Origin of the sequence: Delftia deserti (assembly GCF_042653485.1) — a bacterium.
Classification (GTDB): domain Bacteria; phylum Pseudomonadota; class Gammaproteobacteria; order Burkholderiales; family Burkholderiaceae_C; genus Comamonas; species Comamonas acidovorans.
The window spans coordinates 5,645,861-5,668,474 of the sequence record NZ_JBHSIH010000001.1; the positions used below are offsets into that span (position 1 = coordinate 5,645,861).

At 67.4% G+C, this 22,614-nt stretch carries 18 protein-coding genes; 10 read left to right on the plus strand and 8 right to left on the minus strand.

Features of this window, described 5'->3' with window-relative positions; translation table 11 throughout:
* Positions 1 to 85: 85 nt before the first annotated feature.
* The 5 genes from bamC to ACFPFG_RS26735 form a co-directional block, all read right to left on the minus strand.
* Positions 86 to 1,198: an outer membrane protein assembly factor BamC gene (gene bamC, locus ACFPFG_RS26715; RefSeq protein ID WP_183020899.1), complete on the minus strand. Its 1,113-nt coding sequence runs from the start codon at positions 1,196 to 1,198 to the stop codon at positions 86 to 88.
* A gap of 47 nt (positions 1,199 to 1,245) precedes the next feature.
* Entirely contained in the window at positions 1,246 to 2,142 is an 897-nt protein-coding gene (gene dapA, locus ACFPFG_RS26720) for a 4-hydroxy-tetrahydrodipicolinate synthase (protein ID WP_012206888.1), read from the minus strand.
* A gap of 75 nt (positions 2,143 to 2,217) precedes the next feature.
* Positions 2,218 to 2,787 (minus strand): class I SAM-dependent methyltransferase, encoded by a 570-nt coding sequence (locus tag ACFPFG_RS26725; protein ID WP_380108931.1) that lies wholly within the window; start codon positions 2,785 to 2,787, stop codon positions 2,218 to 2,220.
* Between the two features lie 71 nt (positions 2,788 to 2,858).
* Positions 2,859 to 3,008: a hypothetical protein gene (locus ACFPFG_RS26730; protein WP_180319011.1), complete on the minus strand. Its 150-nt coding sequence runs from the start codon at positions 3,006 to 3,008 to the stop codon at positions 2,859 to 2,861.
* Between the two features lies 1 nt (position 3,009).
* On the minus strand, positions 3,010 to 4,215 hold the full coding sequence (locus tag ACFPFG_RS26735) for an MFS transporter (protein WP_183020926.1): 1,206 nt from the start codon (positions 4,213 to 4,215) through the stop codon (positions 3,010 to 3,012).
* 180 nt (positions 4,216 to 4,395) lie between these two features.
* Between ACFPFG_RS26735 and ACFPFG_RS26740 the strand changes: the two genes are divergently transcribed.
* The 4 genes from ACFPFG_RS26740 to ACFPFG_RS26755 all read left to right on the plus strand — a co-directional run bounded on the left by ACFPFG_RS26740 (position 4,396) and on the right by ACFPFG_RS26755 (position 11,589).
* Positions 4,396 to 6,378 carry a DNA topoisomerase IV subunit B gene (locus ACFPFG_RS26740; RefSeq protein WP_183020897.1) on the plus strand — a complete coding sequence of 661 codons (1,983 nt, stop codon included), beginning with the start codon at positions 4,396 to 4,398 and terminating at the stop codon, positions 6,376 to 6,378.
* 3 nt (positions 6,379 to 6,381) lie between these two features.
* Positions 6,382 to 7,254 (plus strand): lytic transglycosylase domain-containing protein, encoded by an 873-nt coding sequence (locus ACFPFG_RS26745; RefSeq protein ID WP_183020896.1) that lies wholly within the window; start codon positions 6,382 to 6,384, stop codon positions 7,252 to 7,254.
* A gap of 39 nt (positions 7,255 to 7,293) precedes the next feature.
* On the plus strand, positions 7,294 to 9,681 hold the full coding sequence (gene parC, locus ACFPFG_RS26750) for a DNA topoisomerase IV subunit A (protein WP_380108934.1): 2,388 nt from the start codon (positions 7,294 to 7,296) through the stop codon (positions 9,679 to 9,681).
* A gap of 126 nt (positions 9,682 to 9,807) precedes the next feature.
* Positions 9,808 to 11,589, plus strand: coding sequence for a methyl-accepting chemotaxis protein (locus ACFPFG_RS26755; protein ID WP_183020894.1), 1,782 nt, complete (start codon positions 9,808 to 9,810; stop codon positions 11,587 to 11,589).
* A 40-nt stretch (positions 11,590 to 11,629) separates the two neighbouring features.
* Here the strand turns inward: ACFPFG_RS26755 and ACFPFG_RS26760 are convergent, their stop codons facing one another.
* Positions 11,630 to 12,088, minus strand: a complete 459-nt coding sequence (locus ACFPFG_RS26760) for a RidA family protein (RefSeq protein ID WP_380108936.1) — start codon at positions 12,086 to 12,088, stop codon at positions 11,630 to 11,632.
* A 174-nt stretch (positions 12,089 to 12,262) separates the two neighbouring features.
* Between ACFPFG_RS26760 and ACFPFG_RS26765 the strand changes: the two genes are divergently transcribed.
* The 3 genes from ACFPFG_RS26765 (at position 12,263) to ACFPFG_RS26775 (ending at position 17,334) form a co-directional block, all read left to right on the plus strand.
* Positions 12,263 to 14,752, plus strand: coding sequence for a DNA internalization-related competence protein ComEC/Rec2 (locus ACFPFG_RS26765; protein ID WP_380108938.1), 2,490 nt, complete (start codon positions 12,263 to 12,265; stop codon positions 14,750 to 14,752).
* 143 nt (positions 14,753 to 14,895) lie between these two features.
* Positions 14,896 to 16,365, plus strand: coding sequence for a circularly permuted type 2 ATP-grasp protein (locus tag ACFPFG_RS26770; RefSeq protein WP_183020892.1), 1,470 nt, complete (start codon positions 14,896 to 14,898; stop codon positions 16,363 to 16,365).
* Positions 16,366 to 17,334, plus strand: coding sequence for an alpha-E domain-containing protein (locus ACFPFG_RS26775; protein WP_197955526.1), 969 nt, complete (start codon positions 16,366 to 16,368; stop codon positions 17,332 to 17,334).
* Between the two features lie 73 nt (positions 17,335 to 17,407).
* Here ACFPFG_RS26775 and ACFPFG_RS26780 read toward each other — a convergent pair whose 3' ends face one another.
* Positions 17,408 to 17,950, minus strand: coding sequence for an ureidoglycolate lyase (locus ACFPFG_RS26780; protein ID WP_183020890.1), 543 nt, complete (start codon positions 17,948 to 17,950; stop codon positions 17,408 to 17,410).
* Between the two features lie 203 nt (positions 17,951 to 18,153).
* Here ACFPFG_RS26780 and ACFPFG_RS26785 point away from each other — a divergent pair, with 203 nt between their 5' ends.
* The 3 genes from ACFPFG_RS26785 (at position 18,154) to ACFPFG_RS26795 (ending at position 21,711) form a co-directional block, all read left to right on the plus strand.
* Positions 18,154 to 19,488: an MFS transporter gene (locus ACFPFG_RS26785; RefSeq protein ID WP_123690735.1), complete on the plus strand. Its 1,335-nt coding sequence runs from the start codon at positions 18,154 to 18,156 to the stop codon at positions 19,486 to 19,488.
* Between the two features lie 106 nt (positions 19,489 to 19,594).
* A complete protein-coding gene (locus ACFPFG_RS26790; protein WP_183020888.1) occupies positions 19,595 to 20,314 on the plus strand; it encodes a FadR/GntR family transcriptional regulator in 720 nt (239 codons plus the stop codon).
* 98 nt (positions 20,315 to 20,412) lie between these two features.
* The gene (locus tag ACFPFG_RS26795; protein WP_312373134.1) at positions 20,413 to 21,711 is read left to right on the plus strand and encodes a sensor histidine kinase; all 1,299 of its coding nucleotides are present in this window, start codon (positions 20,413 to 20,415) and stop codon (positions 21,709 to 21,711) included.
* A 94-nt stretch (positions 21,712 to 21,805) separates the two neighbouring features.
* Here ACFPFG_RS26795 and bfr read toward each other — a convergent pair whose 3' ends face one another.
* Entirely contained in the window at positions 21,806 to 22,282 is a 477-nt protein-coding gene (gene bfr, locus ACFPFG_RS26800; protein ID WP_016447611.1) for a bacterioferritin, read from the minus strand.
* Between the last annotated feature and the right edge of the window lie 332 nt (positions 22,283 to 22,614).

Sequence of the window (22,614 nt, forward strand, 5' to 3'; positions counted from 1 at the left end):
GCAAAAAAGCCACCGGCAAGTGACTGCGCGGTGGCTGCAAGCCAAGGGCGGACGCTGCCGCCCCAAGGTCTGAAAAGAGGCTCGCTTACTTCATGTCGTCGGTGATGACGCGCACGATGCGCTGGGCATTGGCCGATGTCTCGGGCTGGCCCTGGGTGTTGAGCACGGTGACGGTGGACTTGTCGCCTTCGCTGCGCACCTGGATCTGGTACTTGACCGGCGCGGCCGCATCGGGCGAGCGGCTGAACAGCTTGCTGAAGAAGCCCTTGGGCTCGACCTTGGCGTCAGGCGCGACATAGCGCACGAAGTAGATGCCGCGGCTGCGGTCACGGTCCTCGACGGTGAAGCCCGTGCGGTCCAGGGCCACGCCGACACGGCGCCATGCGCGGTCAAAGCCTTCGTCGATCTGCAGTACGGGCTGTCCGTTGGCGGTTTCCATGCGCACGCTGCCGGTGGCGGCTGCCGTGGTGGTGTTGGCCTTGGCCACGGCATCGGCCTGTTCCTGGCTCACGCCGAGCTTGACCATCAGGCGGCGCAGGAATTCGGTCTCCAGTTCCGGGTCGGAGGGGCGCGGCTGCCAGATGGTCTGGTCCTTCTGTGCGCTGGTGTAGACCTCCTGCATGCCGCGGTGCGTGATGTAGACCTCGGTGGAGCCGTCGGCCGAGCGCTCCAGTCGTGTGCGGAAGCGGTCGCGCTCGCTGGTGGAGTACAGGCCGTCGAAGACCTTGCCCAGTGTCTTGCGGATCACGTCCTGCGGGATCTTGGCGCGGTTCTCTGCCCAGTCGGTCTCGATGATGCCGAGCTGGCGGTCTTCGGTGGTGAAGATGAAGCCATTTTCCAACCAGAAGTCACGCACCGGCTCCCACAGCTGGTCGGCCGGGCGCTTGATCACCAGCCAGCGCTGTTCGCCGTTGCGCTCGATGCGCACATCGCCCATTGCAACGGTGGCCGTGCGGCCTTCGCTGGGCTTTTGCGCCTTGGAGTTGGCTTCCATGGCTGCGGCGGAGACCACGCCGCCGGGCACGGCATAGCGGGAATCCGTGGACAGCTGGGTCAGATCCGGGGGGACTTCCAGGGTGGGCGCCTGTTGCTTGCCGGCGCTCTTGTAGTCGATCTTGCTCTCTTGGAACGTGGTCGTGCAGGCTGTCAGGCCGATGGCCAGGCTCAGCAGGCTCAGACGTGCAATGGGCTGTTTCACGCGAATATCCTTGGTGCGTTCGGTCGGTGGCGGTGGGGCGGGGCGCCTCACAGCAGGCCAGCGGAGCCCAGGGCGGCTTCCACGGTGGCTTCCAGGTTCTTGCTCAGGGGTGTCATCGGCAGGCGCATGGCCGGGCCGCACAGGCCCAGGCGCGCTGCGGCCCACTTGACGGGAATGGGGTTGGCCTCGACGAAGAGGTTCTTGTGCACGGGCATCAGGCGCAGCTGGATGTCCATGGCGGTGCGCACATCGCCGGCCAGGGCCGCCTTGCACAGATCGCTCATCAGGCGCGGCGCCACGTTGGCCGTGACGCTGATGTTGCCATGGCCGCCACACAGCATCAGGGCCACAGCGGTCGGATCATCGCCGGAGTACACGCCGAAGTCCTTGGGCACTTCACGGATCAGCCATTGGGCGCGCTCGATGTTGCCCGTGGCTTCCTTGATGCCGATGATGGCGGGGATCTGCGCCAGGCGCAGCACGGTGTCGTGCTGCATGTCGGCCACGGAGCGGCCGGGCACGTTGTAGAGCACCACCGGCAGGTCGCCCACCGCTTCGGCAATCGCCTTGAAGTGCTGGTACTGGCCTTCCTGCGTGGGCTTGTTGTAGTAGGGCACGACCTGCAGCTGGCTGTCGGCACCGACCTTCTTGGCGTAGCGGGCCAGTTCGATGGCTTCGTGCGTGCTGTTGGCGCCGCAGCCGGCCATCACGGGCACGCGGCCTGCGGCCTGCTCGACGGACACGCGGATGATTTCGCAGTGCTCCTCCACGTTGACGGTGGGGGATTCACCTGTCGTTCCCACCACGCCGATGCAGTCCGTGCCTTCGGCCACATGCCAGTCGATGAGTTTTCGCAGCGCCGGGTAGTCAACACTACCGTCCTCGTGCATGGGCGTGATGAGGGCAACGATGCTGCCAGTGAGAGCGACGGAGGAGGATGTCATGTCCGCAAGAAAAAACGGGAAAGGATCATTCTAACGAGTGTCTGAGGCAGGCCCAAGGCGGGCGCCTGTAGGGATTCAGGCGATTGCGGAGCCTGACGCCTTCTGATGCGCCAGCATGGCCACGGGTTCCCGGCCTGTTGCGTCGGGGCGCAGCGCTGCAATGCGCTGGACCATGCGATCGGGCTCGCCCAGCTGGCCGTGCTCGTAGGCCACGATGTGCCAGTCCGCGCAGGCCTGCAGCAGCTCGCCGGGCGCCAGCAGGAAATCGGGGCGGGAAGGCTTGCCGAAGGCCTCGTTGCCCTGGGCAAAGGTTTCGTACAGCAGCACGCCGCCGGGGGCCACGCTGTCCAGCAGTGCCGGCCACAGCGGGCGCCACAGATAGTGGGTCACGACCACGGCGCCGAACTGCCGGCCGGGCAGGGGCCAGGGGCCGTTTTCGATGTCGGCGCACAGCAGCTCGCCCACGCCCTGCAGGCCGGCCAGGGCCTGGGCGTCGCGGTCCACGCCGGTGACCTCGTGGCCACGCGCATGGAACCAGCGCATGTGCCGGCCCGGGCCGCAGGCCACGTCAAGCACCGAGGCCTGGGGCGCCAGAAGGTGCGACCAGCGTTGGATCCAGGGCGAGGGCGGCGTGGCTGCGTGCATGTGCAATTTTGGAAATAAAGTGAAAGCGGCCGACATTGTGCCGCCAGGCCTTCGCCGCTGCCGCTTCCATTTCAGAAGCAGGCCCAGATCTGGTCTGCCATGCCCAGCATGAACTGCGGCTGCAGGTAGAGCATGAAGACCAGGCCCAGCACCATCAGCACGGCGGCCCACAGCGCCAGCCTGCGCAGGATGCGTGGGCGGGGCCTGGTGGATGTCGTCATGTCAGGCAACGGCCTGGGCCGCGCGCAACCGTGCCACCGGGGCTTCGCGTATGGGCAGGTTCAGCAGGCCGGCGGCCACGCCCAGGCCGATGGCCAGGTACCAGACCACCTGGTAGCTGCCCGTGTGGTCATAGAGATAGCCCCCCAGCCAGACGCCCAGGAAGCTGCCCACCTGGTGGCTGAAGAACACCATGCCGCTCAACATGGACAGATGCTGCACGCCGAAGATCTGGGCCACGGTGGCATTGGTCAGCGGCACGGTGGACAGCCACAGCAGGCCCATGGCGGCAGAGAAGATGTAGACCGACCAGGGCGTCAGCGGCGCCAGCAGGAAGAGCACGATCACCACCGAGCGCGTGAAGTAGATGGTGGACAGCAGGTAGCGCTTGGGCAGGCGCTGGCCCAGGTTGCCGGCCACGTAGGTGCCAATGATGTTGAACAGCCCCACCAGCGCCAGCGAGATGCTGGCCACCTGCGGCGCCAGGCCGTAGTCCTTGAGGTAGCTGGGCATGTGCACGCCGATGAACATTACCTGGAAGCCGCAGACGAAGTAGCCGGCCGTCAGCAGCACGAAGCTGGGCGTGCGCAGCGCTTCGGCGACGGCCTGGCCCGCGCTCTGGTCGCGCAGGGGACGGGCGTTGCCGGCCTGGAAGCCCGGCTCGCGCAGGCCGAAGGCCAGAGGAATGATCATCAGCGCGCACAGCGACAGCAGCAGCAGGGCGTTGGACCAGCCGAAGTTCGAGATCAGGCTGCCTTCCACGGGCACCATGAAGAACTGGCCGAAGGAGCCTGCCGCCGCCGTCACGCCCATGGCCCAGCTGCGCCGCGCCACGGGGATCTGGCGGCCCAGCACGCCGTAGATCACGGCATAGGTGGTGCCGGCCTGGGCTGCGCCGATCACCACGCCTGCCATCAGGGCGAACCAGGTTGTCGTGGGCGCCATGGCCATGCCGGCCAGGCCCAGCGCATACAGCAGCGCGCCGACGAGGAGCACGCGGAAGGCGCCGAAGCGGTCGGCCAGCATGCCGCCGAAGATGCCGAGCACGCCCCAGGACAGGTTCTGGATGGCGATGGCCAGCGCGAAGGACTCGCGCGTCCAGCCCATCTCCTGGGTGATGGGCTGCAGCCACAGGCCGAAGCCGTGGCGGATTCCCATGGACAGCGTCACGACTGCGCCCCCGCACAGCAGTATCTGCACCATGGACATGGGTTGGTTGTTTTTTTGCATGCGGCAAACTTTAGCGAAACTCCGGGTTTTGCGCTGCGTCGCCTGGGTCGCCCATGCGCCAGCACGGCCCTTGATGGCAGCGGCTTTACGGGGTGGTCACGGTCAATGACTGTGAATGTATCCAGCACTGAGCCGGGCCGCGCACTACAATCCGCCCCCATGGCAGTCAAACCATCTCCCACTTCCGCCAGCGAATACTCCGAAGGCTCGATACGCGTGCTCAAGGGCCTTGAGCCCGTCAAGCAGCGTCCCGGCATGTACACGCGCACCGACAACCCCCTGCACGTGCTGCAGGAGGTGATAGACAACGCGGCCGACGAGGCACTGGCCGGCTTCGGCAAGAAAATCCGCTTCACCCTGCATTCCGACGGCTCCTACAGCGTCGAAGACGATGGCCGGGGCATCCCCTTCGGCATGCATCCCGAGGAAAACGCGCCCGTGGTGGAGCTGGTCTTCACGCGCCTGCATGCGGGCGGCAAGTTCGACAAGGGCAAGGGCGGCGCCTACAGCTTCTCGGGCGGCCTGCACGGCGTGGGCGTCTCGGTCACGAATGCGCTGGCCACGCGCCTCGAGGCCTGCATCCACCGCGAGGGCAAGGTGGCCACCATCGCCTTCTCGGGCGGCGACGTTGTCGAGCCCCTGCAGTCGCGGCCGCTGGCCGCGGGCGAGCGCAAGCAGGGCACGACCGTGCGCGTGTGGCCCGATGCCCGCTATTTCGAATCGCCCCAGCTGCCCATGGGCGAGCTGATGCACCTGCTGCGCAGCAAGGCCGTGCTCATGCCCGGCGTCTCGGTGACCCTGGTCAACGAGAAGACGCGCGACACCCAGACCTGGCAGTTCAAGGGCGGCCTGCGCGACTACCTGCAGCAAAGCCTGCATGGCGAGGCCGTCATCCCCCTGTTCGAGGGTGAGGGCTTTGCCGACCGCCACCACGACAGCTTTGCCGAAGGCGAGGGCGCCGCCTGGTGCGTGGCCTTCACCGAGGACGGCGCACCGCTGCGCGAAAGCTATGTCAACCTGATCCCGACCACTGCCGGCGGCACGCACGACAGCGGGCTGCGCGACGGCCTGTTCCAGGCGGTCAAGGCCTTCATCGAGATGCACTCGCTGCTGCCCAAGGGCGTCAAGCTCATGCCGGACGACGTCTTTGCGCGCGCCAGCTATGTGCTCAACGCCAAGGTGCTGGACCCGCAGTTCCAGGGCCAGATCAAGGAGCGCCTGAACTCGCGCGATGCCGTGCGCCTGGTCAGCGGCTATGTGCGCCCCGCGCTGGAGCTGTGGCTCAACGAGCACGTGGAATGGGGCCGCAAGCTGGCCGAGATCGCCATCAAGGCCGCGCAGACCCGCCAGAAGGCGGGCCAGAAGGTCGAAAAGCGCAAGGGCTCGGGCGTGGCCGTGCTGCCGGGCAAGCTCACCGATTGCGAAAGCCGCGACCTGAGCCTGAACGAGGTCTTCCTGGTCGAGGGCGACTCGGCCGGCGGCAGCGCCAAGATGGGCCGCGACAAGGAAACGCAGGCCGTGCTGCCCCTGCGCGGCAAGGTGCTCAACACCTGGGAAGTGGACCGCGACCGGTTGTTCGCCAACAACGAAATCCATGACATCTCGGTGGCCATCGGCGTGGACCCGCACGGCCCCAACGACACGCCCGACCTGTCGGGCCTGCGCTACGGCAAGGTCTGCATTCTTTCGGATGCCGACGTGGACGGCTCGCACATCCAGGTGCTGCTGCTGACGCTGTTCTTCCGCCATTTCCCCAAGCTCATCGAGGCCGGCCACATCCATGTGGCGCTGCCGCCGCTGTTCCGTGTGGACGTGCCTGCGCGCGGCAAGAAGCCTGCGGCCAAGATGTACGCGCTGGACGAGGGCGAGCTGACCGCCATCCTGGACAAATCGGCCAAGGACGGCGTGCCGCGCGAGAAATGCCAGATCAGCCGTTTCAAGGGCCTGGGCGAGATGAATGCGGAGCAGCTGTGGGAGACCACGCTCAACCCCGACACGCGCCGCCTGCTGCCCGTGCAGTTCATGAACCTGGATTTCGCGGCGGCCGAGCAGGTCGTCACCAAGCTCATGGGCAAGGGCGAGGCCGCAGCGCGCCGCGAGCTCATGGAGCTCCATGGCGACGCCATTGAAGTCGACATCTGACCCATGCCTGTGCTCCGCGCCGCCCTGAAGCACCGCCCGCCCCCGGCGCGCGGCGCCGGGGTGCGCGCGCTGGCGGCGCTGGGCCTGGCCCTGGCGCTGTGGGGGCTGGCGCGGCCGGCGCATGCCGATCTCTGGGCCTTCGTGGACGAGCGTGGCATCACGCACTTTGCTGCCGAGGCGCTGGACGAGCGCTACAGGCTGTACTTTCGCGGCTCGGTCTATGACAGCACCGAGCAGGGGCTCAAGCCCCCCATGGTGGCGGCCGAGGCCGCAGCCGACGATCACGGCAGCGGTGATGCGGGTCGCATGCTGCAGGCGCATACGCGGCTGCAAAGCTTCTTCGACATCTCGCCGCGCTACAAGAGCGTGCGCAGCCATCTGCGCAAGGCGGCGGACCACACGGGCGTGGACTACGACCTGCTCAAGGCCGTGATCGCCGTCGAGTCGGGCTTTGACGCGCAGGCCATCTCGCCCAAGGGGGCGGTCGGCCTGATGCAGCTGATGCCGGCCACGGCCCAGCGCTTCGGCGTGGAGGCCAGCCGCCAGCGCAGCGTGCAGCAGCAACTGGCCGATCCGGCCGTCAACGTGCCGGCCGGCGCACGCTACCTCAATCATCTGATGGGGCTGTTCCCCGGCCGGCTGGACCTGGTGCTGGCCGCCTACAACGCAGGCGAGGGCGCCGTGCGGCGCGCGGGCCAGGCCATTCCTCCCTTCCAGGAAACCCGCAATTACGTGAAGGCCGTGCTTGGCATCTACGAGCAGCTGCAGGGCGGGCGCGAGCGCGCGGGCCCTGCAGCGCCTGCAGCAGCGGCGTTGCCGGGCACCACGCCCCGGGTGCGCATGACGCTGCCCACAGGACTGCCCACGCCGCGATGAGCGGCATTCATTGCATTTTTTGAGATCACGAATTTCTTCATGAGCGACCAAACTTCTCTGGATCTGGCACAACAGGCGGCCGGCGATGCACTGGACCTGGGCCAGTACGCGCAACGGGCCTATCTCGAATACGCGCTGTCCGTGGTCAAGGGCCGGGCACTGCCCGATGTGACCGACGGCCTCAAGCCCGTGCAGCGGCGCATTCTGTACGCCATGGACCGCATGGGCCTGAGCTACAGCGGTCCCAACCACAGCACGGCGGCCAAGCCCGTCAAGAGCGCACGCGTGGTCGGCGACGTGCTGGGCCGCTTTCACCCGCATGGCGACCAGTCGGCCTACGACGCGCTGGTGCGCATGGCCCAGGACTTCAACCAGCGCTATCCGCTGGTCGACGGCCAAGGCAACTTCGGCAGCCGCGACGGCGACGGCGCAGCCGCCATGCGCTACACCGAGGCGCGCCTGTCCAAGATCACGGGCCTGCTGCTCGACGAAATCGACATGGGCACGGTGGACTTCGTGCCCAACTACGACGGCAGCACGCAGGAGCCGCAGCAACTGCCCGCGCGCCTGCCGTTCGCCCTGCTCAATGGCGCCAGCGGCATTGCCGTGGGCCTGGCCACGGAAATCCCCAGCCATAACCTGCGCGAGGTGGCCGACGCCTGCGTGGCCCTGATCAAGCGGCCCCAGCTCAGCGACGAGGAACTGTTCCAGATCATCCCCGGCCCCGACTATCCGGGTGGCGGCCAGATCATCAGCAGCGCCTCCGACATCCAGGACGCCTATCGCACGGGCCGTGGCAGCCTCAAGCTGCGCGCGCGCTGGAAGATCGAGGAGCTGGCGCGCGGCCAGTGGCAGATCGTGGTGACCGAGCTGCCGCCCGGCGTCTCGGCGCAGAAGGTGCTCGAAGAGATCGAGGACATCACCAATCCCAAGGTCAAGACCGGCAAGAAGGCCTTGAGCCAGGAGCAGACCCAGCTCAAGGCCAGCATGCTGGCCGTGCTCGACGGCGTGCGCGACGAGTCCAGCAAGGATGCGCCCGTGCGCCTGGTCTTCGAGCCCAAGACCGGCAAGGTGCCGCAGCAGGAACTGATCACGGCGCTGCTGGCGCATACCAGCCTGGAGTCGTCCAGCTCCATCAACCTGACCATGATCGGCCTGGATGGCCGCCCGGTGCAGAAAAGCCTGCGCCTGATGCTGGAAGAGTGGGTGGCCTTCCGCCAGACCACGGTCACGCGGCGCAGCCAGCACCGGCTGGCCAAGGTGCTGGACCGCATCCACATCCTCGAAGGCCGCCAGGCCGTGCTGCTGAACATCGACAAGGTCATTGCCATCATCCGGGCCAGCGACGAGCCCAGGCAGGCGCTGATCGATGCCTTTGCACTGTCCGAACGGCAGGCCGATGACATTCTGGAAATCCGCCTGCGCCAGCTGGCGCGGCTGGAGGCCATCAAGATCGAGCAGGAACTCAAGGAGCTGCGTACCGAACAGGGCAAGCTCGAAGACATCCTGGGCAGCGAAAGCACCATGCGCCGCCTGATCTGCAAGGAGATCGAGGCCGATGCCAAGCAGTTCGCCGATGCGCGCCGCACGCTGATCCAGGAGGAAAAGAAGGTCGTCGCCGAAGTCAAGGTGGTCGACGAACCCACCACGGTCATCATCTCGGACAAGGGCTGGGTGCGCACACGCCAGGGCCATGGCGTCGATGCGGGCACGCTGAGCTTCAAGGCCGGCGACAGCCTGCACGGCACCTTCGAGTGCCGCACCGTGGACCAGTTGCTGGCCTTCGGCAGCAACGGCCGCATCTACTCGGTGCCGGTGGCGCAATTGCCCGGCGGGCGCGGCGATGGCCAGCCCGTGACCACGCTCATCGAGCTGGAGGCCGGCACCCAGATCCTGTACTACTTCGCCGGTGCCGAGGGCACGGCGCTGCTGCTGTCGGGGTCGGGCGGCTACGGCTTCGTGGCCATGGTGAGCGACATGGTCTCGCGCCAGAAGGCGGGCAAGGCCTTCGTCACGCTGGCCGACGGCGAGACGCTGTGCGCCCCGTCCACGGCCTACGGCGTGCCCATGGGCGCACGCGCCGAGCCACAGGAGGGCGAGCAGGGCGCGGGCCTGCTGCTGCCGGCCACGCATGTGATCTGTGCCTCCACGGGCGGGCGCATCCTCACCTTCGAGATCGCCAGCCTCAAGCACATGGCCAAGGGCGGGCGCGGACTCATGCTGCTCGACCTGGAGGACAAGGACACCCTGGCCGGTGCCGCCGCCTATACGCGCAGCATCCGCATCGATGGCGTGGGCCGTGGCGGCAAGGAGCGCAGCGAGACGCTGGAGATCCGCAGCCTGAACAACGCCCGCGGCACGCGCGGGCGCAAGGGCAAGTCGGCGGACCTGGGCTTCAAGCCGCACAGTGTGACGCGGGTGGAGTGAGTCCGCGACCAGAATCCCCGCGGCTGCAAAGGTAGCGAAGCGGGGTTTTCTGTGGGTTTTTCCGGACTCCCGGGGCTATTGCAGGCCTCAACATGGAGTCTTCCAAAAGAATGAGGGGGACTGAAGATGTTGAGACTTCGCATGGCGCACAAGCTATGGATTGCCGTGGCAGCCATCGTGCTGGCGCTGATGGCAGTCGTGGGTGTATCGGGCTACCGCTCGGCCCAGGTGCAGACGCAGTCCGAGGCGGTTGCCAGGGAAATGGAGGCGCGGGTCCAGGCCGCCGTGCGCTGGATGGGGCTGACCGAAACCAATGCGGCGCGCACCCAGGCCGTGGTGGTCAGCAGTGATGCCGCCGTCGAGGCCGAGTTCAAGGACGTGATCCCCGCCACCTCGGCGCGGATCACCGAGGTGCAGAAGTCGCTGGAGTCCATGCCTTTGTCCGATGCCGACAAGGCGCAGATGGCCAGGATTGCGGCTGCCCGCAAGACCATGACCGATCTGCGTGGCCAGGCGCGCCAGCTCAAGGCCGATGGCCAGCAGGAACGGGCCGTGGCCCTGGTCCGAGAGTCCTACAACCCCGCCGTGGCGGCCTATCTGCAGTCGCTGCGCGACTTCGTGCAGATGCAGGAGCAGGCCGCGCGGGACAGCCAGCAGGAGATGGCGTCCTCACGCAGGCTCACCGTGGCCTTTGCCGCCGTGGCCGTGGGGATCCTGTTGTTGTGCATCGTCATCGGCGCGCATTTCCTGATCACCAGCATCCGCAGGCCCCTGGCCGAGGCCAGCGCACTGGCCGAGCGCATTGCCTCAGGAGACCTGAGCACCGGCACGCAGGGGCAGGCGCAGCGATCCGATGAATTCGGCGACCTGCTGCGCTCGCTGCAGGCCATGAGCGAATCGCTGTCGGGCATGGTGCAGCAGGTGCGCCAGAGCACGGACAGCATCGCCATCGCCAGCGCCGAGATTGCCACCGGCAACCACGACCTGTCCGTGCGCACCGAGCAGACCTCCAGCAACCTGCAGGAGACGGCTGCCGCCATGGAGCAGTTCACCAGCACACTGCAGCAAAGCGCCAGCAGCGCCCAGCAGGCCAGCAGCCTGGCGGCCGGCGCGTCACAGGTGGCGCAGCGCGGCGGCGAGGTCGTGGCCCGGGTGGTCCAGACCATGAAGGGCATCAACGACAGCAGCCGGCAGATTGCCGACATCGTGGGCGTCATCGACTCCATTGCCTTCCAGACCAACATCCTGGCGCTGAATGCCGCCGTGGAAGCGGCACGCGCGGGCGAGCAGGGCCGGGGCTTTGCCGTGGTGGCGAGCGAGGTGCGCACGCTGGCGCAGCGCAGTGCGGCGGCCGCCAAGGAGATCCGCCAGCTCATCGGTGCTTCTGTGGAGCGGGTGGAGGACGGCGCCCGCCTGGTGGGCGACGCGGGCACCGCCATGGACGGCATCGTGCAGTCCGTGCAGCGCGTGGCCGACACCATCGGCGAAATCACGGCGGCCTCTTCGGAGCAGAGCGCGGGCGTGGCCCAGGTCAACCAGGCCGTGGGACAACTGGACCAGATGACCCAGCAGAACGCGGCCCTGGTCGAGCAAAGCGCGGCAGCAGCGCAAAGCCTGCGGGAGCAGGCCGAGCATCTGTCGCGCACGGTGGCGGTGTTCAAGGTGGGGCACCTGGCGACGCATCCGGTGACACACCTGGCGCCACATCCGGCGCCACGGTCGGCGCCGCAGGCAGCGGTGCAAATGCCCAGGCGCCCTGCGGCGGCCTCTGTTCCTGCGCCTGCTGCCGCACCTGCCCGTTCGGTTGCCGCCAAGCCTGCAGCCGCCAGGGCGACAGCGCCCAAGCTGGCTTCGGCGCCCCGGCCTGCCGCACCGGCGGCCGAGGATGGCCAATGGGAGAGTTTCTAGCCGCCTGCGAGTACCAGGGCACCGTGCGGCGGCATGCCGATCAGGCCAGTTCGGCGATCAGCTCGATTTCCACGCAGGAGCCCAGCGGGATCTGGGCCACGCCGAAGGCGCTGCGCGCATGCGTGCCGGCATCGCCGAAGACCTGGCCCAGCAGCTCGCTGCAGCCGTTGGCCACCAGGTGCTGTTCGGTGTAGTCGCCCGTGGAGTTGACCAGGCACATCAGCTTGACGATGCGGCGCACGCGGCCCAGGTCGCCGTCGGCGGCATGCTGCAGCGTCCCCATCAAGTCGATGGCGATGGCGCGCGCGGCCTGCTGGCCGTCGGCGGTCTGCAGATCACGGCCCAGCTGGCCTGCCCAGACCTTGCCGTCCTTGCGCGCGATATGGCCGCTCAGGAACACCAGATTGCCCGTCTGCACATAGGGCACGTAGGCCGCCGCCGGGATGGCAGGCGACGGCAGTTCGATGTTCAGGGCCTTCAGTTGTTCGTAAACGCTCATCGTTGATTCCTTCGAGACATGAAAAATCCGGCGCCAGTGCCGGGGTGGCGGACAGTGTGACACAGCCCTTGTGCACCCTGGCACGTCAGGGCCTGGGCGTGCGCCAGTCTGATTGTTGTCTGAATCCGAGGCGGTGCATGGTGGCTGTGCGGCATCCGCTCCTAGCATGCGTGGATGCACGCTCCGACACCTGCCCGAACCCTCTGGCCGTCTTCCTTGACCCCCCTGCTGCTCGGCTGCGTGGCCGGTGCGGCCTGGCAGGTCACGCAGTCGCGCCTGTGGCCGCTGTGGATGTATCTGCTCTTGGCGGGCATGGGGCTGGCGGGCCTGGCCTTGCGGGCATGGGCAGGCCGGCGCGGTCGTGGTGTGCACCGCCTGTGGGCCGCTGTCTGCGCCGCCTTGCTGGTGGGCGGGTTGACCGGCTGGAGGGCCCAGGACTTTGCGGGCCAGGCGCTGTCTCCGCCGTTGGAGGGGCGTGACCTGCGCATCGTCGGCGTCGTTGCATCGCTTCCCCAGAACCTGGCCCAGGGCATGCGCTGGCGCATGGAGGTGGAGCAGGCTCGGATCGCTGGCAGCGAAGAGGTCTTGGCGCCGTTTCCTGCACTGATCGAACTGTCCTGGTATGCCCCCCGGGGCCGGCAGTCCAGGGGTGTTGCCATGCTGCCCGACCTGCGTCCCGGCCAGCGCTGGGCGTTGACCGTGCGGCTCAAGCGCCCGCATGGCACGCGCAATCCCCATGGTTTCGACTATGAGCTGTGGCAGTGGGAGCAGGGCGTGCAGGCCACGGGCCATGTGCGCGAACAGCCCGCTGCACGCCAACTGGCCGATACCGGCAGCCATGCCCTGCAGCGCTGGCGCCAGCAGATGCGCGACGCCATCTTGGGCCGCACATCCGCGCTTGCGGCATCCCTGCAGCGCATCGGCCTGGACCCTGCCCATGCGCCGCGCATGCTGGGTGTGGTGGCCGCCCTGGCCATGGGCGACCAGCAGGCCATTGCGCGTGATGACTGGGCGCTGTTCCGACATACAGGCGTTGCCCATCTGATGAGCATTTCCGGCCTGCACATCACCTTGTTCGCATGGCTGGCAGCACTGGTGGTGGGGCGGCTGTGGCGCTGCAGCGCACGGGCCTGCCTGTGGTGTCCGGCGCCGCAGGCGGCGCTGCTGGCCGGCGTGCTGCTGGCGGGCGGCTATGCGCTGTTCAGCGGCTGGGGACTGCCTGCGCAGCGCACCGTCTGCATGCTGGCCAGCGTGGCTGCGCTGCGCGGCGCCGGACTGCGCTGGCCCTGGCCCGCCGTGTGGTGCCTGGCGCTGGCCGTGGTCGTGGTGCTGGACCCCTGGGCCCTGTGGCAGGCCGGCTTCTGGCTGAGCTTTGTGGCCGTGGGCGTGCTGCTGGCCACCGATGCGCGCATGCAGGGCGCGCAGCGGCCTTCGCTGCCTGCCCGTGCGCTGGCCTTGTGGGGCGAGCAATGGCGCATCTCGCTGGCTCTGGCACCGCTGGGCCTGATGCTGTTCGGCCAGCTGTCGCTGTCGGGGCTGCTGGCCAATCTGGCAGCCATTCCCTGGGTGACCTTCGTGGTCACGCCGCTGGCCCTGCTGGGGGCCTTGTGGCCGCCCTTGTGGACAGGCGCTGCGCTGGCGCTGGCTCCGCTGCTGGAGCTGCTGCAATGGCTGGACCAGTGGGCCTGGGCCGTGGTGCAACTGCCGCAGCCGCCGCTGTGGGCGGGGCTGGCTGCGCTGTGCGGCGGCCTGGCGCTGGTGGCGCCGGTGCCTGCCGGATGGCGCTGCTGGGGCCTGGCCATGTGCCTGCCGGCCCTGTGGTGGCCGTCGCCGTCACCGGCGCATGGCGAGTTCGATCTGATGGCCGTGGACATAGGCCAGGGCAATGCCGTGCTGGTGCGTACGGCGCGGCACAGCCTGCTGTATGACACGGGGCCGCAGTACGGCCTGGACAGCAACGCAGGCGACCGGGTGCTGGTGCCGCTGTTGCAGGCTCTGGGCCTGAGGCTGGATGCCCTGTGGCTCAGCCACCGTGACAGCGACCATACCGGCGGCGCGTTGGCCGTGCGGGCCGCGCAGCCGCAGGCGGAGGTCTGGGGATCGGATTCCGTGATCCTCGACCCTGCGCTGGCCGGCCTGGGCGCTGTGCGCCGCTGCCAGGCGGGCCAGCACTGGGAATGGGATGGCGTGCGGCTGGAGGTGCTGCATCCGCCTGCCGGCGAGCTGTTGCCGCCCGCACGGGCGCTGGCCCATGCCAATGCGGGCAGCTGCGTGCTGCTGCTGCGCTCGGCAGCTGGCGTGCAGGCCTTGCTGGCCGGTGACATCGAGGCTGCGCAGGAGCGGTCACTGGCAAGGACCGGCGCCCTCACGCCCGTGCAGTGGCTGCTGGTGCCCCACCACGGCAGCCGCACTTCATCGAGCACCGCCCTGGTGCAGGCCCTGGCACCTCGCTGGGCCATGGTGCAGGCGGGATATCGCAGCCGTTATGGCCATCCTGTCCCCGAGGTGGTGCGCCGCTATGAGGCCCATGGCGCCGGCGTGGTGCAGTCGGCCCGCTGCGGCGCGGCGCACTGGCGCTCTTCGGACCCCGCGCACCTGGTCTGCGAGCGGGAAAGGGCGCGCCGCTATTGGGATGTGCACGTCACGCAGGGGCAGGGCGGATAGGGCGTGCGCCGATGGCGGAACAGGATGCATATGCTGGATACCGCTTGTCCGGATTGAGGTTACCTATCGCTACACTGGTGCGATACGAGGGCTGGCCCGTAGCTTGCTAGACCCCGTACACATGCAGCGACAGGAGGTGACGAATGCATCCATTTGACGAGATGTACACGATGACGCCGTTCGACGGCAGCGATGTGCGCCTGCACTACAAGGACTACGCGCAATGGCTTGCGCGCCAGTCCGAACAGACGCTGCGAGCGCGCAGCGCCGAGGCCGAGATCATCTTCCGGCGCGTCGGCATCACGTTCGCCGTCTACGGCGACAAGGACGAAAGCGGCGCCGGCAACGAGCGCCTCATCCCCTTCGACCTGATACCGCGCGTCATTCCCGCACATGAGTGGTCGCGCATGCAGGCGGGCCTGGTGCAGCGCGTGACCGCGCTCAACCGCTTCCTGCACGATGTCTATCACGACCAGGAGATCCTGCGCGCGGGCCTGGTGCCGCGCGAACTGGTGCTGAACAACAGCCAGTACCGGCCCGAGATGCGGGGCCTGGCGGTGCAGGGCGGCATCTACGCCCACATTGCCGGCATCGACATCGTGCGCGCTGCCGATGCCCAGGGCGAGGGCGTGTACTACGTGCTGGAGGACAACCTGCGCGTGCCCTCGGGCGTGTCGTACATGCTGGAGAACCGGCGCATGATGATGCGGCTGTTCCCTGACCTGTTCTCGCGCCATCCCGTGGAGCCCGTGGCCCACTATCCCGACATGCTGCTGGAGACGCTGCGCGCCAGCGCGCCGGCCGGCACGCCCGAGCCCACGGTGGTGGTGCTGACGCCCGGCATGCACAACAGCGCCTACTTCGAGCATGCCTTCCTGGCCCAGCAAATGGGCGTGGAGCTGGTCGAGGGCCAGGACCTGGTGGTGGACAAGGACGTGGTCTACATGCGCACCACGCGCGGCCCGCAGCGCGTGGACGTGATCTACCGGCGCGTGGACGATGATTTTCTCGACCCCGAAGTCTTCCGCCCCACCTCCACGCTGGGCTGCCCCGGCCTCATGCGCGCCTACCGTGCCGGCAACGTGAGCATCTGCAATGCAGCGGGCACGGGTGTGGCCGATGACAAATCGGTCTACCCCTATGTGCCGGAGATGATCCGCTTCTACCTGGGCGAGGAGCCCATCCTGCAGAACGTGCCGACCTGGCTGTGCCGCAAGCCCGATGACCTGCGCTACGTGCTCGACCACCTGGACGAGCTGGTGGTCAAGGAAGTCCACGGCGCCGGTGGCTACGGGATGCTGATCGGGCCTGCCGCCTCGCGCGGCGAGATCGAAGATTTCCGCCGCGCGCTCATCGCCAATCCCGGCGGCTATATCGCGCAGCCCACGCTGGCGCTGTCCACCTGCCCCACCCTGGTGGAGCAGGGCATAGCGCCAAGGCACATCGATCTGCGGCCCTTCGTGCTCAGCGGCAACCGGGTGCGCATGGTGGCCGGCGGCCTCACCCGCGTGGCGCTCAAGGAGGGCTCGCTGGTGGTCAATTCATCACAGGGCGGCGGCACCAAGGACACCTGGGTGCTGGGGGCCGGTGAGTCAAACGAGGGAGGACATTGAATGCTCAGCCGTACTGCCGATCATCTGTACTGGATGTCCCGCTACACGGAGCGTGCGGAGAACACCGCCCGCATGCTCAACGTCTCCTATGACACCTCCATGCTGCCCCAGGCGCCGCAGGTGGCGCGCAAGGCCTGGCAGGGCGTGCTGTCCATCAGCGAGCTGATCCCCGCCTACGCCTCCCGCCACGGCGAGGTGCAGCGCGAGGCCGTGCTGCACTTCATGGTGTGCGACGAGAGCAACTCCTCGTCCATCGCCTCCTGCCTGCGCGCTGCGCGGGAGAACGCGCGCGCCGTGCGCGGCGCCCTGACCACCGAGGCCTGGGAGACCCAGAACCAGACCTGGCTGGAGCTCAAGCGCCTGCTGGCCGAGGGCGACTGGGAGCGCGATCCGGGCCAGTTCTTCGAATGGGTCAAGCACCGCTCGCACCTGTCGCGCGGCGTGACGCTGGGCACCATGCTGCAGGACGAGGCCTTCCACTTCCTGCGCCTGGGCACCTTCATCGAGCGCGCCGACAACACGGCACGCCTGCTGGACGTGAAGTTCCACGCCATCGAGCGCGACTACCACGGCAGCGCACGCAACGGCGCATCGGGCAAGGCGGCCACGCCGTTCGACTTCTACCACTGGAGCGCGCTGCTGCGCAGCGTCTCGGCCTTCGAGGTCTACCGCAAGGTCTACCGCGACGTGATCACGCCCGAGCGCGTGGCCGAACTGCTGATGCTGCGCAGCGACATGCCGCGCTCGCTGCTGGCCAGCCTGCTGGAGGTGGTGGCCAACCTGGAAAGCGTGGCCAACGGCCAGTCGCGCGAGACCCAGCGCAAGGCAGGCCGCCTGCTGGCCGACCTGCGCTATGCGCGCATCGACGAAATCCTGGCCACGGGCCTGCACGCCTATCTCACGCAGTTCCTGGACCGCGTGCACGACCTGGGCCAGGGCATCAGCCGGGACTTTCTGGTGCCGGCCTGAGTCCGCCGGCCGCCATGCAGCGCAAAGCCGCCCTCGGGCGGCTTTGTTCATTGGTTCATTGGGCGGGCCGAATTCAGGCCTGCGCGCTGCCCAGGTCCAGCACAACGCCCTCGGCGCCGCCGATGGGCAGCACGTCGCAGTTGTCGCCAGGGCCGCCACGGTCGATCACGATGAAGCGCGCCGGCGCATTCAACGCGATCAGCGAGTGGTGCCAGACGCCGCGCCGGTAGTTCACGCCCTGGCGGCCGTCGGTGATGAAGGCGCGCAGGTCGCCGGTTGCCACCTGTTCGCCCAGGGGGGCCACCACCACGATGAAGGGCTGCGCATCCAGCGGCATGAAGGCCTGGCTGCCCAGGGGGTGGCGCTCCATGCTGGTCAGCCGCAGGGGCAGCGCATAGGGCCGGGCATGGAACAGGTTGATCAGCCCATGGCCTTCGCTGCCGCCCGTGTCCACGCGGGCCAGGGCGTGGTAGCGCTCGGTCATGCCGTCGTTGATGAGCAGCGGCGTGTGGCCTGTGCTGTCCAGGACCTCGCCAAACTCGGCAAAGGCCTCGGCGGTCAGCGGCTGGGCGCGCAGGCAAAGGCTGGCGGGGCGGGTCTCTGACAAGGTGTTCACGAAGTTTGGCCTCTTGTTTTCATACTGGTAATACCAGTTTGCAGTTGGACCGGATTTTTGTCAAACCTCGGGGAATTGGTTTTGCTTGCGTTGAATTGGGGTAAATGCGAGTGCACACGGTAAAGCGCTGGGGGTACCGTTTGCTTCGTAATTTCATACCGGTAATACCAGTTGGTCGCAACTCCTCAACCAAGGACTCCCTGATGTCATCTCTTCCCGCATCTGCCGAGGTCGCCGGCGCGGCGCCGGCGCTGGCCAGCGAAACGCCGGCCGAGGCCGCCGTCTACCGCAAGGTGGCCTGGCGCCTGCTGCCCTTCATCATGGCCTGCTATGTGGCGGCCTACCTGGACCGGGTGAACGTGGGCTTCGCCAAGCTGCACATGCTGGCCGACCTGCAGTTCAGCGAGGCCATGTACGGCCTGGGTGCGGGGCTGTTCTTCATCGGCTACTTCTTCTTCGAGGTGCCCAGCAACATGCTGATGCACCGCATAGGCGCCAAGGCCACCATCTCGCGGATCATGATCATGTGGAGCCTGATCTCGGCGGCCATGATGTTCGTGAGCACGCCCACGCAGTTCTACGTGCTGCGCTTTCTGCTGGGCGCGGCCGAGGCGGGCTTCTACCCCGGCATGATCCTGTACATGACCTACTGGTTTCCGTCGTACCGGCGCGCCCGCATGGTGGCGCTGTTCATGTGCGCGATTCCGGTCTCGGGCATCCTGGGCGGCCCGCTGTCGGGCGGCATCATGGACCTGATGCAGGGCGTGGCGGGGCTGCGCGGCTGGCAATGGCTGTTCCTGCTCGAGGCCATCCCCTCGCTGATCCTGGGCCTGGCCGTGCTCTGGTACCTGGACAACGGCATCCGCGCCGCCCGCTGGTTGACCGAGGCGGAAAAGACCCTGCTGGAGCGCAACATCGCCCGCGAGAACGCCAGCAAGAGCGATAGCCATGTGACGCTGCGCGCGCTGTTCTCCGACCCGCGCATCATCAAGATGGCCCTGATCTGCTTTTGCACCGTCATGGGCCAGTACGGGCTCACGTTCTGGCTGCCCAGCCTGATCCGCCAGTCGGGCGTGGAGGGGGCCTTTCACATCGGCCTGCTGACGGCCGTGCCGTTCTCGGTGGCCGTGGTGTCCATGAACCTGGTCAGCCGCAGTTCGGACCGCATGCGCGAGCGCCGCTGGCACCTGATCGTGCCGTTCTGCGTGGGCGCAGCGGGCCTGATGCTGTCGGCCATCTTCAGCGGCAACGTCTATCTGTCGCTGGCCGCCCTGGCGCTGGCCGCGGGCGGCAGCCTGGCGACCTCGCCGCTGTTCTGGAGCCTGCCCACGGCCATCCTGTCCAGCGCGGGTGCGGCAGCCGGCATTGCGCTGATCAACTCCTTTGCCAACCTGGCCGGCTTCATCAGTCCCTACATGATCGGCCTCATCAAGGATGCGACGCAGAGCACCAATGCCGCCATGTTCGTGCTGGCCGGCGTGCTGCTGTTCGGCGCCTTCCTGACCTATACGGTGCCGGCCAAGCTGGTCAACAAGTAGAGGCACCGACGCCCCGCGACCACACGACCATGCGACCATGCGGCAGCGGTGCGCAGTCGCTAAGATCAGCGCACCTGCCGCCCCCGACCCCGAGACCTGCCAACGCATGGAACCCAGCACCGCTTCCAGTCCTTCCTCCAGCACCGCCGTTGCCGGCAATGCCGCCCGCGTGATCCGCGAGTGGATCGAGGGCGGCGTGTATCCGGTGGGCGCGCTGCTGCCGTCGCAGCGCGACCTGTCGGAGCAACTGGGCATCAGCCGGACCTCGCTGCGCGAGGCGCTGTCCACGCTGCAGGGGCTGGGCCTGGTCGTGGCGCGGCCCGGCAAGGGCATGTACGTGACCGAGGCCACCGACGCCCCGGCCTCTGCCGCAGAGGCCTGGCGCTTTGCCGACTCGCATGCGCTCACCGATGTCTATCAGCTGCGCTATGCGCTGGAGGGCTTTGTCGCGCGCCTGGCAGCCTTGGTGGTGCAGCCCGAGGACGTGGCGGCCCTGCAGGCCAACCTGCAGGCCATGCAGCAGAGCATCGAGCTGGCCGATTTCGTGCAGGCCACGCGCCTGGATTTCGAGTTTCACCTGCAGATCGCCACCATCTCGGGCAACCATGCGATTGCCGACGTGCTGCGCGGCAGCGGCGAGGTCATGCAGGAAAGCCAGCGCCTGCCGTACTACAAGCGCGGCGCGCGCCATGCGACCGCCGAGGAGCATGCCGCCATCATCGATGCCCTGTCCCAGGGCCGGCCCGAGCTGGCCCAGCAGGCCATGGCCACGCACATCGTGCAGGCCGCCCAGCGCGCGGGTGTGCACTTTCCCACCGGCCTGTAGGCGAGCCAGCGCGTGCCCGATGGGCCGTGTTTTTGGCCTTACCATCATCGGCGCAACGCATTTTCCCCCTATCTACAGACCGCCACGGATGCCGATCCATGACAAGCCAAGGAAATGAACTCTGCATACTGGCAGATGCCCTCGCGGCGCAGCGCGAAGGACTCTTGCAGACATGGCGCAAGGCCGTCAGGCGGGACCCGGCACTGACCGCCGGCGAGGCGCTGCCCCGCACCCAGTTGAACGATCACATTCCGGCCGTGCTGGCCGCGTTCGAGCAGCAATTGCGGGCCCTCGGCGGTGCCCCGGCAGGCGCTGCCGAGCCGCCGGTCGATGGCGAGCAGGCCGCCGCCCATGGCCTGCACCGCTGGCAACAGGGCTATGACCTGCATGAAGTCGTGCGCGAGCTGGGCCTGCTCAACGAAGTCATGGTGGCGCAACTGGAGGCCTATGCCGAGGAGCGTCCCGATGCGCATGGCGCCATGCCCGTTGCGCGCAAGGCCTGGGCCGCCACCTATACGCGCGATGTGCAGGACAGCAGCACCCAGTATTTCCGCCTGCAGCAGCAGGAGGCAGAGGGCCATGTGCGGGACCTGGAAGCGGCGCTGCATGACGTGAGCGCGCTGGACCTGCAGCGCTCGCAGCTGTGGGAGCAGGTCGCGCATGACCTGCGCAGCAACGTCGGCGTGGTGGCCAATGTGACGCATGGCCTGGGCATGCAGCATGCGCCGGCGCACTCGCGCGAGAAACTCCTGCGCATGCTGGACCGCAACGTCCAGTCGCTGCGTCATCTGCTGGATGACGTGACGGAACTGGCCAAGCTGCACGCCGGGCGCGAGCATCGCCAGCTGACCTCCTTTGACGCAGCCGAGGTGATCACCCATCTGTGCGAGGGGCTGCAGGCCCTGGCCAACGATCGCGGCCTGTACCTGCATCTGCAGGGGCCGGGGACGATGCCGGTGGAAGGGGATGCCTTGAAACTGCGCCGCATCGCGCAGAACCTGATACTCAACGCGCTCAAGTACACCCAGGAGGGTGGTGTCACGGTGAAGTGGGCTCTTTGCGATGGGGAGGACCGGCGCCGCTGGATGCTCTCCATCGGGGACACGGGTCCTGGCATGGCGCCTGCGGCGCCCTTGGTTGCCGCCCTCAAGCAGGCCACGGACATGGACCCTTCGGGCCACCTGGCGTCGGGTGCGTCCGGAGAGGTCCGCACCGGGGGCGTGCCGCAGCAAGGCGTTGCGGCGACCAGCTACCGCAGCGGTGCAGGCGAGGGGATAGGCCTGTCCATCGTCAAGCGGCTGGCGGAATTGCTGGACGCCACGATCGAGGTGCAGTCTGCCGCGCAGGCCGGCACGACCTTTCTTTTGTTGTTTCCGCTGCGATATGCCGACGAGTGACCGATAGCTGGGCCAGAAGATGAAAAAACGGGCACACAGGCCCGTCGTTTCGAGTGCGGGGTGCGGCCTGTGCCGCCGCCCCTGAGTCCGATGCTCAGGACTCTTCGTCCATCTGCGACTGCAGGTAGTTCTGGATGCCGACCTTGTCGATCAGGTCCAGCTGGGTCTCCAGGTAGTCGATGTGCTCCTCGGTGTCGTCCAGGATCTTCTGCAGCAGGTCGCGCGAGACGTAGTCGCGCACGCTTTCGCAGTGGGCAATGCCGTCCTTGATGGTCTGCTGCGCGGTTTTCTCGCTGCTCAGGTCGCAAGCCAGGGCTTCGGGCACGTCCTCGCCGACTTGCAGCTTGCCCAGGTCCTGCAGGTTGGGCAGGCCGTCGAGCACGAAGATGCGGTCCATGAGCCAGTCGGCATGCTTCATCTCGCCGATGGATTCCTTGTATTCCTTCTTGGCCAGCTTGTCGAAGCCCCAGTGCTTGTACATGCGGTAGTGCAGGAAGTACTGGTTGATGGCCGTCAGCTCGTTCTTGAGTTGGGCTTGCAGCCAGGTGATGACTTGTGCGTCGCCTTGCATGGGGGACTCCTTTGTTGTGCGTGGGGCGACCGCGCCGGGTGCTGATCGCTATAGGGATGGATTGTCTAGGGTTTCTGCGTCAGATCAAGCAAACCCCTGTTACCGCGCATTGGCTGCTTATGAGGCGCGTTCTCGTTCGCGGCCCTGCAGGCCGACGCGGCTGCGGGGTTGCTGCATTGCCTTGTCATATTTCGGCCCAAAATAGACTCTTCAGGCCGTTAGCGGGTTGGCTAAGCCCGCAGGCCTGGAGACAAGGATGTCCGCATAGTTTTTGGCAATCAAATGAATGCAATCAATTCATTGGATCAATTGACTGCCTGGGCCTAGACTTC